Source organism: Microbacterium sp. Leaf288 (genome assembly GCF_001422925.1).
Classification (GTDB): Bacteria; Actinomycetota; Actinomycetes; order Actinomycetales; family Microbacteriaceae; genus Microbacterium.
The window spans coordinates 483,272-496,277 of record NZ_LMNI01000001.1 but is presented as its reverse complement, the minus strand read 5'-3'; the positions used below and the strand labels follow the sequence as shown (position 1 = coordinate 496,277).

Genomic DNA, 13,006 nt, shown 5'->3' with positions numbered 1-13,006 from the left:
CAGCTCAGGCTCTTGCGCAAAACTTAGCCCGCCCCACCCGGGCGACCCGCCCTGATGACTCGTATTTTTGTTCGTATTTGCACTTCCTTCTCGTGGTGAGATCGGCTAGGGTATAGATCAGAGATTCGAAAGTCGGGTGGGCCCGTTCAGGGCGTCGGGTGGCGCGGTTCAGCCGCGGGCAGGTGTTGAGGCATATCGCGCGTGACGCGCGGGAATCTCGGCCCACTCCTTCCTGACTGCGAGCCTCATGTCTGCGAATTCCGACCCCGGTGCTGACGGCGTCGCGCCCGAGTTCTTCCGGGTCGTGCGGCTGGTCGATGCGTTCGAGGCGGGGCGGAAGCGTCGATCGATGGACGATGCGGCGGAGATCCGGGTGCTGGCGGATGCTGCGGCCGTGGTCGCCAGGCCGGCCGATGCGACCCCGGAGCGCGCGCGGCGGGCGGAGCTGGACCGGCGTGCGCTGGTCGCCGATCTGGCGACGTCGAACCGGGTGTCGGAATGGACCGTGAACCGGCTGCTGTCGGAGGCCGCCGATCTGTGTGAGCGTTTCGCCGGGGGCGTGGAGGCCCTCGAGCGGGGAGAGATCTCCAGGCCGCACCTCTCGGTGATCCACGACGCCGGCGCCTCGATCGTCGACGACACCGCGCGAGCCGAGTTCGTCGGCCTGGCGCTCGAGCGCGCCGCGAACCTGACACCGGGACGCCTGGCCGCGGTGCTGCGGGTGATCGCCGAACGCTTCCTGGAGCGAACCCTCGAGGAGCGCCACAAAGAAGCAGCCGCCGGGCGTCGCATCGAAGTGGTCGATCTGCCCGACGACATGGCCGCGCTGACGGCGATCATGCCGGCGACGCTGGCGCACGGCATCGAGGACCGCCTCACGCAGCAGGCCCGCTCGGTCATCACCGCACGGGGCAACGGCGAGGGTGACGGCGACGGGGAGGGTGAGGGTGACGGCGAAAGCCTCGACGATCACGCCGAGATCGACGAGCGCACGATGGACCAGCTCCGCGTCGACATCTTCACCGACACCCTGCTCACCGCCGGACCTGAGGACTGCGTCGCCGGGACGGGCCTCCGCGCGATCCGCGCCACCGTCCAGGTCACCATCCCGGTGCTCACCATGACCGGCGCATCCACCGAGCCCGCCCTGCTCGCCGGCTACGGCCCGATCGACCCCGGCACCGCCCGGATCCTCGCCGCCGGCGCCGTCGGCTGGGAACGTGTGATGACCTCCCCGGTCACGGGCAGCGTCCTCGCCGTCGACCGCTACCGCCCCGGGCCCGCGCTGAACCGGTTCCTCGCCGCGCGGGACGAGCACTGCCGATTCCCCGGCTGCCGCCGCCCGGTGTGGCGGTGCGACGTCGACCACACGATTCCCGCCGCCGAAGGCGGACCCACGCACCACGCGAACCTCGCGCACCTGTGCCGACGCCATCACACCCTGAAGGGCGTCACGGCGTGGTCGGTCGAGCAGGTCTCGCCCGGCGTTCTGATCTGGACCAGCCCGTCAGGGCGAAGGCACACCGACCGCCCCGAGCCGACCGTGAGATTCAGCTCCGACGAGGCCACCACACACCTCCGCACGATGATGCGCGAACCCTGGCTCTTCCCTGCTGACGACCCACCCGGATCCCCCGCGGCGCCACCCTTCTGACGCGGATGCCCCAGGTCTCGGCGCGTCTGTTCACCTCACCGACCTGAGCCGACGCGACTCACCCGCTTCCTGTGGGATCGGGCGCGCGTCATCCCCTGCGGACGCGCTTCGCATGGGCTGCCGGCCGACCTCCGTGATCCTGCGCCGGCGAAACGACACTCGACGGCGCAGTCCAGTGACCAGCACACCTCCGACCAGAAGCGTGCCGCCGATGATCTCGGCGGGCGTGGGGATCTGGCCGAGCAGCAGCGCGGCCGATGCCATCGCGACCACGGGCGCGAGCAGCACCCACGGCACGACGGCCGCGGAGGGATTGCGAGCCAGCAGGCTGTTCCAGATCGAGTAGCCGATGATCGTGCACAGCACCGCGGTGTAGAGCGTCGACAGCAAGGACTGCCAGCCGAATGCGGCGATACCCGACGAGATCGCCTCCGGCCCCTCGACGACGAACGACAGCATCAGGGCGGGGACGGGCACCACGAGCGCCGACCACACGGTGAGCGACAGCGACCCGAGCCGCCCGGGCCCGCTGACCACCCCGGCCCGGCGGGAGATCACGTTCCCGATTCCCCACGAGAATGCCGCGGCAAGGGCCAGCGCCACCGCGAGCGCGGGCGCATCGCCACCGCGACCGGCCGCCACGATCGCGAGCCCGACGATGCCGAGTCCGATTCCGGCGATCTGCGGGACGGTCGGGCGCTCGCGCAGCACGGCGGCGGCGATGAGGATGGTGAACACCGCCTGCGCCTGCAGCACCAGGGCGGCGAGCCCCGGCTGCAGCCCCAGTGCCATCGACGTGTATAGGAGCCCGAACTGCCCGAGGCTCATGAACAGCCCCACGCCGATGACCGTGCGCCACGAGGTGCGGGGCCGCGGGACGACGAAGACCGCGAGCGCGACCACCAGGAAACGGATCGCGACGAACAGCAGGGGCGGCACGCCCGTCATCCCCCAGTCGATCACGACGAAGTTGAATCCCCAGAACGATGCGACGATCGCCGCCAGCACCATGTCGCGTCTCTTCACGACTTCTACTTCACCCCAGCAGTGGATGAAGCACCAGCGATGCTTTTCTCATGATTCGATGTAGCGTTGCTTCATGATCGATCTTGAAGCCGTCGTCTCGCTTCGTGCGGTCGCCACGCAGGGCAGCGTGGTCGCCGCGGCGACGAGCCTGGGCTACACCCCGTCGGCGGTGTCTCAGCAGGTCAAGCGACTCGAGCGCGAGACCGGTATCGCCCTCCTCGAACGTGCGGGACGCGGAGTGATCCTCACGGAAGCGGGGACGCGTCTCGTCGTCGCATCGACGCCGATCCTCGCCGACCTCGAACGGCTCCGCGCCGATCTCCAGCTCGCCGCGGGGCCGGACGATCAGGTGATGGGCGAGATCAGGCTCGCCGCGTTCTCGACCGTCGTGCGCGGACTGGTCATCCCGGTCCTCGGCGACCTCGCGGCGCAGCATCCCGATCTCTCGGTGCCCCTGCGCGAGAGCGAGCCGTGGGAGACGATCGCGCTCGTGGCCTCAGGCCAGCGCGACCTCGGCATCGTGCACCGCTGGGGCGGAGTCGCCCTGGCGATGCCCGATCACCTCGTCTCGACACCGCTGTTCACGGACGTCGCCGACGTCATCCTGCATCGTGACCATCCGCTCGCCGGCCGCACGGTGCTGCACCCCGACGAGCTGGCGGGGGAGACGTGGGTCGCGACGTTCGAGGCGACGATCTGCCGCCAGTGGCTGCGTCGGCTCTTCGACGGCGTCCCCAACGCCCCGCGCATCGTGCACGAGTCGATGGAGTTCCAGAACCACCTCGAACTGGCGCGCGCGGGCCGCGCGGTGGCACTGGTGCCCCGGCTCGGCCGCGGCGACCTCGGGCCCGACCTGGTCGCGATCCCGACCGTCGAACCGGCGTCGACGCGCGACGTCCTCGCAGTGCATCGCCGCACCCAGGAGGATTCCCCCGCCCTGCGCGCCACGCTCGACGCGTTCGTGGAGCACGCGCGCTCCCTGTGACCGCGGGGTGCTCAGGTCGCGGCCACGCGCTCGGAGCGCAGGGGCGAGAGCCACGCCAGCAGCGCCGCGATCGCGAAGATCACGGCGACGGCGATGAGCGTCCAGCGGTCGCCGACGAGCGCGATCGCAGCGCCGCCGGCGAACGCGCCGATCGCCGCCGCGGTGCGATTGGCCGAGCGGATGTTCGCATTCACGCGGCCGAGCAGGAGGTCGGGGGTGACCGTCTGTCGCAGGGCCATCTCGTTGGCGTTCTCGACACCGCCCGCGAGCCCGTGGAGCGCGAGCGCGACGAAGAGGAGCGCGGGTCCGGCGGGGACCCAGGCCGCCACCGCGGCGAGCGCCCACGCGATCGGGTACATCGCCCGCGCCACGACGATCGTCCGGCCGATGCCCAGCCACTCGCCGATCCGAGCCGCGAACGTCGCCCCGACCAGCGCACACGATCCCGCGACCGCGAGCAGCAGGCCGAACGTGAACGCCGTGAACCCGAGCGAGCGGAGCGCCAGCAGCGACAGCACCGTGAGAGCCAGGCCGTTGGCGAAGAACCACACGTGCGTCGACACGGCGAGCGGGCCGAGGGTGCGGTGCGCGTACGCCCACCGGAGGCCCTCGCGGATCTCGCGGCCGAGATGCCGATCGCGCCGCCGCTCACGGGTCTCCTCGACGCGGATGCTCGCGTTCAGCGCGGCGTCCACGATGTAGCTGATCGCGTCGACGAGCAGCGCGATCGGCGCACCGAGCAGCGCCACGAGCCCACCGCCGAGGGCCGGACCGAGCGTCTGGGCCGCGGCATCCGTCTGATCCAGTCGCGCGTTCGCGACGACGAGCCGGGAGCGGGGCACGAGCCGGGGGAGGAAGGACTGCGTCGCTGCGAAGCCGAAGACGGAGAACGCGCCGAACAGCAGCAGCAGCACGACGAGCATCCAGATCTCGAGCGCGCCGACGAGCCACAGCACGGGGATCGCACCGAGCGACACGGCCCGCCCCACGCTCGCCCATACGAGGATGGGCCGGCGACGCCAGCGGTCGGTGTACGCACCGGCGAAGAGCCCGAGCACGGCGTACGGCACGAACTGCGCCGCGCCGACGATGCCGACCTCGAACGGCGTCGCGTGCAGCAGCTGCACCACGAGCACCGGCATCGCGACGGCGGTGACCGCCGTGCCGAACGAGCTGATGGCCGCCGCGGTCCAGAAGCGGGCGAACGACGACCGGGGTGCCGGCCCGCGCCCACCCTCCACCGGATCGCTCACGACCGCCGCTCCGGCGAGGTCACCCCCATCCACCACGTCCTCATCATGCCCCGGGCGGGCCGTCGAGCACCGTCGGGACGTACTCGAGCAGCTGGATGCGCCCGTCGAACGTGCGCGCCTCCACCAGATCCAGCCGCACGTCGGGGTAGCCGTCGAAGATCCGGTCCTGTCCGGTTGCGCCCGTGATCACCGGGAACACACCCACCCGGTAGCGGTCGACGAGCCCCGCGAGCAGCAGCGACCGGCAGAGGGCGACACTGCCGAGCGTGCGCAGGGGGCGGTCGGAGTCCTCCTTCAGCCGCCGGACGAACGCGACCGCATCCTCACGGACGAGCGTCGTGTTCTCCCACGCGAGAGGCTCCTCGAGCGTGGACGAGAAGACGTACTTCTGTATGCCGCCGAGCATGTCGGTGCCCTCCTCGCCGCCGGCGGTGAGCTCCGACATGAGGCGGTACGTCGTCGCCCCCATGAGAAGCGGATCGTCCTTGTCAGGCGACTCGGCGAGCCAGCCCAGGTACTCGGGACCTTCCATCCCCCAGAAACCTGGCCACCCCTCCGCGGCGCCGTAGCCGTCGAGCGAGATGATGAAGTCGACCGTCACGGTCTGCACGGGACTCTCCTTCGTGTCCGGTTCTCGCCGCGTTCTGCGGGAGTTCTTTTCTCGAGCGGATGCCTCGACCCGAGCCTATGCGCCGCCTCCACGCGACGACACCCCCGCGTCGCGCACCGAACCCATCGCGGAATCGGGGGCGGTCTGACATGATTTCTCCCACCGCAGATTGGAAGCTTTCGTGAAGCAGCCATCAGAGGGTTCTTCACCGGTCGCGCCGATACCCCGCTACCGGCGCACGTTCGCGGGGGTTGTCGGGGGCCTCGTCGGTCTGCTCTCGCTCAGCGTCATCGCGGGGGTGCTGGTGGTCGCGCCGCTCGCGCCGGCCATCGCGATCGGCGGGCACGCGGCCAGCAGCGCGGTGTCGCTGTTCGACAACATGCCGAGCTACCTCGAGATCGACCGCCTCATGCTGCCGACGACGATCTACGCCCGTGACCCGTCGACCGGGCAGGACGTCGAACTGACGTCGTTCTACGACCAGAACCGCGAGCCCGTCGCGTTCGACCAGGTGTCGCTCGTCATGTACGACGCGATCCTCGCCTCCGAGGACCCCCGGTACTACGAGCACGGCGGGGTCGACATCATGGGCACCACCCGCGCCCTGATCAAGAACGCGCAGGGCGGTCAGACGCAGGGTGGTTCCTCGATCAGTCAGCAGTACGTGAAGAACGTGCTGGTCCAGCGCTGCGAACGCGACGCCGAGACGGTGTTCGAGACGAATGAGGCGGGTGAGACGGTCGTCGACGAGAACGGCGCCACCGTCGTGAAGATGACTCGCGACCAGGTGCTGCAGCAGTGCTGGCTCGACGCCACGCAGGCGGACGGCACAGCGGGCTACGAACGCAAGCTGCAGGAGATCCGCTACGCCGTGCAGCTCGAGCAGAAGTACTCGAAGAACGACATCCTGCTGGGCTATCTCAACATCGCCAACTTCGGCGGCACGACCTACGGCATCGAGGCTGCCGCGCGCTACTACTTCAGCACAACGGCCGCCCAGCTCACGCTGACGCAGGCGGCGACCCTCGCCGGCATCGTGCAGAACCCCAACACGTTCCGGATCGACCGGGCACTGGGCTCGATCTTCGGGGGCGACGGCACCAGGTACAACAAGGCCGCCGACGGCTCGGTGGACGACGTGACCCCCGGCACCCTGGCGGGCCTGGACACCCTCCTCGCGGACGGCGCGATCACTCCGGAGCAGTACCTCGCGGCCGGAGACGCCTACAGTGCCACCAAGGGACGGCAGCTCTACGTGCTCGACCGGATGCGCGAGGACGGCCGCATCACCGCCGATCAGTACGTCGCCGCGGCGATCGAGCCGATCACCCCCGCGCTGCAGCTGCCACCCACCCGGTGCGGATCCAGCGCGGCCCCGTTCTTCTGCCAGTACGTGGTGAACACCGTGCAATCGGACCCGGACTACGCGAGCGCGTTCGGCGCGACGCCGGAGGACCGGCAGAAGTCGCTGACACGCGAGGGCCTGAACATCTACACGACGCTGGACTGGAACCTGCAGAACGCGTCGCAGGACGCCATGCACCGCTACGCGCCCGAGACCGTGGCAGGAATGTCCTTCGGGTCGGCCTCGGTGAGCGTCGAGGTCAACACGGGGCGCATCCTCGCGATCAGTCAGAACAACCGGTTCACGGAGGACCGCGACCTCGCCCTCACCGACCCGGTGTACAGCTCGCTCGTCTACGCCGGCGACGTGATGCACGGGGTCTCGACGGGATTCCCGACCGGATCGACCTTCAAGCTGTTCACCCTCGTCGACTGGCTCGAGACCGGGCACACGTTGTCCGACACCGTCAACGGCACGTTGCGGGCCATCCCTCGTCTCCGGGACCGCTGCGCGGGCACCTGGGTCAATCGCGAGAACCACGTCGTGCGCAACTTCGGCGGCGCCCCCGGCTACGTGGGAACGCCGATGCAGTTCACGGCGCAGTCCCTCAACAGCGGCTTCCTCGGCATGGCGGAGCAGCTCGACATGTGCGACATCGAGAACGTCGCAGCCCGCATGGGCGTCGCCCGCGGCGACGGCGACCCCGTGGACCTCGACGGCTCTTCTTCGATCATCGGGACCAACAACATCGCACCCGTCGCGATGGCGGGGGCGTTCGCGACCGTCGCGAACAACGGCGTCTACTGCATGCCGCGCGTGATCGAGCGCGTGGTCAACGCCGACGGCACCGAGCTTCCGGTCCCGGGCAACCGGTGCACCCAGGCCATCAGTCCCGAGGTGGCGGCGGCCACCGCGTTCGCACTGCAGGGCGTCATGCGTCCGGGCGGCACCGGGTCGGGCGGCAACCCCAACGACGGCACGCCGGTGCTGGGCAAGACCGGAACGCACGAGAACATCCAGACGTGGCTGGTCGAGTCGAGCACGCGGGTGACGACCGCCGTGTGGGTCGGGAACACGACCGGCTACGGCGACGTGTTCCGGTCCTTCCACAACGGCCGCGCACTGTCGACGATCCGCCTGCCGATGACCCGCGACATCCAGGCGGCCGCCAACCAGCTCTACGGAGGCGGTGGCTTCGCCGCGCCACCCGCCGACCTGGTGCGTCGCGCCGCGCCGCCGCCGCGCCCGGGTCCCGCACCCGCTCCCGGTCCGGACCAGCCCCCCGACGGCAACGGCAACGGCAACGGCAACGGGAACGGGAACGACTGAGCACGGGCAGGGCAGGTGCGCGTGCGCGGACCTTCGGCCGCAGCATCCGTTCTCCCGATCGTGTATCTGGCGAGCACCGTCGCGACTCTCGGTACCTCGGAACATCCGTTTCGCACGTCCGTTTCCTTGGGGAGGAAAGCCCATGTCTCGAACCGCCGGCCGACGCCGCAGCTTCACGAAGCTCGCAGCCGGCCTGACCGCGACCGCGGCGCTCACCGTGACGACACTCGTCGTCGGTGCGCTGCCCGCCGCCGCGTTCAAGCCATACACCCACAACGCCACCGCCGAGAACGCCTACGACGACGTCACCGACGACGGGAAGGTGACCATCGAGGGCACCGAGTACACCGTCCGCGGCGACATCGTCACGGCCCTGCGCAACCAGCCGGCCGCGTACAACGCGGGCGTGATCGGTCCCGACGGGTTCCCCGACCTGGCCTACGGCCAGTCGGCGATCCACCCCGACGAGACCGGCAAGTGGCTGCAGCACGTCATGACCGAGGCGTGGGACGCGCAGGACGACGCCGGCCGCAGCGCCGCCGAGAAGCAGCAGATCCTCGCGTTCGCGTACGGCTTCATGACGCATGCCGCCGGCGACATGTGGGCGCACACGCTCATCAACCAGGTCGCGGAGGGCGTCTTCCCCGGTGTCGGCGAGATCCTCGACCTCGAGGACCCGACCGCGCTCGAGATCGCCCTGCGCCACGTCATCGCCGAGGGCTACGTCGGCGACGCGACGGCGGGCTTCGACGGCAACTCGCTGCGTTCGCAGGTCGCGGGCGAGACCGACGAGACCGGACCCGAGTACAGCAACGACTCCACACCGGCGTTCGAGTACTCGGCGCCGACCGCGTGGATCTACGACACCCTCGTCGACCCGAACAACCCGCTGCCGGTCGGCACGTGCGGCGACGGTGTCGACGACGACGGCGACGGGACGGCGGATGATGGATGCCCCGGCCTGGCGTACACCGTGGGCGACGAGCCCGAGCCGAACCGTGGCCCGCTCATCGACTACTTCATCGACCTCAAGGCCAAGCTGCAGGTCGAGCGCGCGGCGATGCAGAAGGACCTCGACTACGAGGACTGCAACATCGTCGACTGGGACTGCTACGAAGTGGTCGAGAACGTCACGGTCGACACGGTGCGCGGCGTGACCGTCACACCGGTCACCGTGCAGGAATGCCGGGCGGAGTACTTCTGCGTCACGAGCCCGATCGACGAGGCCGACGACGCCATCGTCAACCCCGCGATCATCGCCTACCTCGACGCCTGGATCGCCGACATCGAGCGGGGCCTGCGGCACTGGCCCGAACTCGGTGAGGCGCTCTCGAAGACGCTCTTCGACGCCGGCACGTTCCGCGACGCGCAGAACTTCCTCTGCGACGGCGACGCCGAAGAAGGCGAGACCGACGAGGTGCTCGACACCGACCGCGCGAAGTGCGAGGACGGCATCGGCATCTTCCAGGTGGCCGGCTACACGCTCGGCGGTCTGAACGACAGCGACAAGCCCGGCTTCATCAACGAGTACCTGCTGTCGATGCTCGGGGCTCCCGACTTCGTCGGCGAGGTCGTCGAGGAGGGTGGCGCGGTCTTCCTGTGGCTGCAGGATCTGCTGCAGTCGATCATGCCCGACATCGACTTCCTCGATCCGCTCGTCGCCGACGCCAAGGAGCTCGTCCTCGAGCTCGCCTCCGAGGCGCTCGGCTTCGACGTCGAGCTGCTGTCGGACTTCCTCAAGAGTCCGACGCACTGGATGGAGGTCGGCTCGGCCGACATCGACGTGCCCTTCTCCGACGACGACGTGCACGTGGACCTGTTCGACGACGGCGACCGCGAGTACCTGGACGCCGTCATGGGTCTCGTCGACCCGCTGGTCGGCGACCAGGTCGAGCTGCCGGACGGCACGGTGGTGCCGTCGTCCCGCCTGAAGGACAACGCCGAGTGGACGCTCGAGGACTTCGAGCCCGCGTACGACGCCGTGCAGATGTCGAAGCTGCTCCTCCTGGACGCGAACGGCCTCAACCAGGTCATCGCCGACCACCGCAGCCCCGGCCTTCTGCCGAGCGTGTCGACGGCGATCTACACGGATCCCGCGGGTCGCCCCGCGAACGTCATGATCGACGGGCTCGACGGGCAGCCGTGGCTGCGGAGCATCGACTCCGACCACTCCTGGCGCGCCGACCGGCTGCCGGTCTTCGACTCGCCCGACCCGGGCCACAGCTCGGAGGACGAGCCCCAGTACGCCGGCACCGGCCAGATGCCGCTGTGGGAGTCGTGCGTCGCACGCTCGACCTTCCGCGACGTGTTCCGCGACTGGGAGAACGGCGCCTGGTACCTGCCGGGGAAGAACTTCCCCGACCACGGCGACGCCCCGAGCGCGCCGGCGTGGATCGCCGGGTCGCTCGGCGCGGACTTCCAGATCACCGGTGACGAAGCCGTCGTCTCAGGCGTGCAGTGGGTGGGCGTGGACCACACGTTCACCGTCACCGCCGACGACGACTCCTTCACACCGGAGTCGCTGACGACGACGTACGCCGTCCACCCCGCCGGCTCCGAGCCGACGTGGACGACGGTCAACGGTGCGGTCGCCGAGTTCGCCCTTCCGGCGGACGCCGACGAGAACCTGGAGTGGGTCATCGAGTGGACGGCGTCGAGCGAGTGCGAGACGGTCACCGGAAGCCAGACGGTCCGCGTCGACCGCACGGCGCCGGTCGTCGACCTGAGTCAGCCGGCGGCCACCGGCTACGACACTGACGACTTCGCGAGCGTGCAGTACACGATCACGGATTCGCTGAGCGGGGTCGAGTCGCAGTCCGTGACGTTCGATGGCACCGAGGTGCCGACGGGCCACGTGCTCGACATGTTCACGCTCGACACCGGTGCGCACACGGCGGTGGCGACGGCGACCGACTTCGTCGGCAACACCGGCACGGCCACCCGGACGTTCACGCTGCTGGCCACGACCGAGTCGCTCAGCAACAACCTCACCCGGGCCGTCGCCGAGAAGCTCGTGACAGACCCCAAGGTCGAGAAGGGTCTGCGCGACAAGCTCGACGCGGCGCTCAAGAGCCACGCGACGGGCAAGCACCCGACCGAGGTGAACCAGCTCGGCGCAGTCGTGCAGCAGCTGGAGGGTCAGCGCGGCAAGGGCGTGAATGCGGTGTTCGCACAGCGCATGATCGGCTGGACGAACGATCTGATCGCCGTCCACTGACCCGGTGAGACACCGAGGCGGCCGGTCGGGACTTCCCGGCCGGCCGCTTCCACGCGTCTACCCGAAGTCGCCCGGGGCCATGTCGGTGAAGCGCGAGAAGTGGCCCTGGAAGGCGACGGTGATCGTGTCGGTGGGGCCGTTGCGGTGCTTCGCGACGATGAGGTCGGCCTCGCCGGCGCGCGGCGAGTCCTTCTCGTAGGCGGCCTCGCGGTGCAGGAGCACCACCATGTCGGCGTCCTGCTCGATCGAGCCCGACTCGCGGAGGTCGCTCAGCGCCGGCTTCTTGTCGGCGCGCTGCTCGGCACCACGGTTCAGCTGCGACAGCGCGATGACCGGCACGCCCAGCTCCTTCGCGAGCAGCTTGAGGGCCCGCGAGAACTCGGAGACCTCCTGCTGACGCGACTCGACGCGCTTGCCCGAGGTCATCAGCTGCAGGTAGTCGATGACGACGAGCTTGAGGCCCGCACGCTGCTTGAGCCGGCGGCACTTCGCGCGGATCTCGACGAGCGTCATGTTGGGGCTGTCGTCGATGTACAGCGGCGCGTCGTTGATGCGGCCGCGGGTCGCGGCGACGGTGGTCCAGTCGCGCGAGTCGAGCGTGCCCTTGCGCATCGACTGCAGGGGGATCGCACCCTCGGCACTGAGCAGGCGCATCGCGATCTCGCTGCGCCCCATCTCGAGCGAGAAGAAGATCGTCGGCATGTTGGCCTTGATCGCCGCCGAACGTGCGAAGTCGAGCGCGAGCGTCGACTTACCCATCGCGGGTCGCGCCGCGATGATGATCATCTGACCCGGGTGCAGACCGTTGGTCAGCGCGTCGAGACCCGAGAAGCCGGTCGGGATGCCGGTCATCTGGCCGTCGCGACCGCGCGCGGCCTCGATCTCTTCCACCGCGGCATCCACCGCGATCGTGAGCGGGACGTAGTCCTCTGCCTGCTCCGCGCCGGTCACCGAGTAGATCTCGGCCTGCGCGTTGTTGACGAGGTCGAGCGCCTCACCCTGACCCGAGTACCCCATCTGCACGATGCGGGTGCCGGCGTCGACGAGGCGGCGCAGCAGCGCACGCTCCGACACGATCGAGGCGTAGTAGCCGGCGTTCGCGGCGGTCGGCACGATCGAGGTGAGCGTGTGCAGGTAGTCGGCGCCGCCGGCGCGCTGCAGCTCGCCCGTCTTGATGAGCTCGTCGGTGACGGCGACGACGTCCGTCGGCTCACCGTGCGAATACAGGGTGAGGATCGCCTCGAAGATCAGCTCGTGCTTGGGCACGTAGAAGTCGGTGCCGCGCAGCGTCTCGATGACGTCGGCGACGGCGTCCTTCGACAGCAGCATTCCGCCCAGTGCGCTCTGCTCGGCGAGCAGATCGTGCGGGGGAGTGCGCTCGAAGTCGCGAGGGCCCCCCATGCGCTCTTCGGAGATGTCGGCGATCGACATAGGCTGCGAGTCCTCCCTACCGTTGTTCACATCATCCGAGCTCTCTCGGCGGTACCGGGACGGCTCGCCGAGTCGGCGCGCCTGAGCACGAGCGACCAGCGAGATGCCACGGCATCTCGCCCCCCGCTTGATTCCGCCGTGCGATCGCGGCCACCG

General features: G+C 69.6%; 8 protein-coding genes. 4 read left to right on the top strand and 4 right to left on the bottom strand.

Features of this window, described 5'->3' with window-relative positions; all coding sequences use genetic code 11:
- Window positions 1–247 precede the first annotated feature (247 nt).
- Window positions 248–1,654: an HNH endonuclease gene (locus ASF40_RS02025; RefSeq protein ID WP_056365660.1), complete on the top strand. Its 1,407-nt coding sequence runs from the start codon at window positions 248–250 to the stop codon at window positions 1,652–1,654.
- A 30-nt stretch (window positions 1,655–1,684) separates the two neighbouring features.
- Here ASF40_RS02025 and ASF40_RS02020 read toward each other — a convergent pair whose 3' ends face one another.
- A complete protein-coding gene (locus ASF40_RS02020; RefSeq protein WP_082496796.1) occupies window positions 1,685–2,680 on the bottom strand; it encodes an EamA family transporter in 996 nt (331 codons plus the stop codon).
- 73 nt (window positions 2,681–2,753) lie between these two features.
- Here ASF40_RS02020 and ASF40_RS02015 point away from each other — a divergent pair, with 73 nt between their 5' ends.
- Entirely contained in the window at window positions 2,754–3,665 is a 912-nt protein-coding gene (locus ASF40_RS02015; RefSeq protein WP_056365654.1) for a LysR family transcriptional regulator, read from the top strand.
- An 11-nt stretch (window positions 3,666–3,676) separates the two neighbouring features.
- Here the strand turns inward: ASF40_RS02015 and ASF40_RS02010 are convergent, their stop codons facing one another.
- A complete protein-coding gene (locus ASF40_RS02010; protein WP_235560096.1) occupies window positions 3,677–4,954 on the bottom strand; it encodes an MFS transporter in 1,278 nt (425 codons plus the stop codon).
- A gap of 7 nt (window positions 4,955–4,961) precedes the next feature.
- Complete coding sequence (locus ASF40_RS02005) at window positions 4,962–5,528, bottom strand: dihydrofolate reductase family protein (protein WP_056365651.1); 567 nt, start codon at window positions 5,526–5,528, stop codon at window positions 4,962–4,964.
- 181 nt (window positions 5,529–5,709) lie between these two features.
- On the opposite strand from ASF40_RS02005, the gene ASF40_RS02000 reads away from it, so the two are divergent.
- Together ASF40_RS02000 and ASF40_RS01995 are read left to right on the top strand one after the other, a co-directional pair.
- Window positions 5,710–8,202: a transglycosylase domain-containing protein gene (locus tag ASF40_RS02000; RefSeq protein WP_235560095.1), complete on the top strand. Its 2,493-nt coding sequence runs from the start codon at window positions 5,710–5,712 to the stop codon at window positions 8,200–8,202.
- A gap of 142 nt (window positions 8,203–8,344) precedes the next feature.
- Complete coding sequence (locus ASF40_RS01995; RefSeq protein ID WP_056365648.1) at window positions 8,345–11,419, top strand: hypothetical protein; 3,075 nt, start codon at window positions 8,345–8,347, stop codon at window positions 11,417–11,419.
- 57 nt (window positions 11,420–11,476) lie between these two features.
- Here ASF40_RS01995 and dnaB read toward each other — a convergent pair whose 3' ends face one another.
- Window positions 11,477–12,850, bottom strand: coding sequence for a replicative DNA helicase (gene dnaB / locus ASF40_RS01990; RefSeq protein ID WP_056365645.1), 1,374 nt, complete (start codon window positions 12,848–12,850; stop codon window positions 11,477–11,479).
- Window positions 12,851–13,006: the final 156 nt, after the last annotated feature.

Coding starts and splice junctions, on each gene's coding strand:
- ASF40_RS02025 (WP_056365660.1), top strand. CDS start 248: ATGTCTGCGAATTCCGACCCCGGTGCTGACGGCGTCGCGCCCGAGTTC.
- ASF40_RS01995 (WP_056365648.1), top strand. CDS start 8,345: ATGTCTCGAACCGCCGGCCGACGCCGCAGCTTCACGAAGCTCGCAGCC.
- ASF40_RS02015 (WP_056365654.1), top strand. CDS start 2,754: ATGATCGATCTTGAAGCCGTCGTCTCGCTTCGTGCGGTCGCCACGCAG.
- dnaB (WP_056365645.1), bottom strand. CDS start 12,850: ATGTCGATCGCCGACATCTCCGAAGAGCGCATGGGGGGCCCTCGCGAC.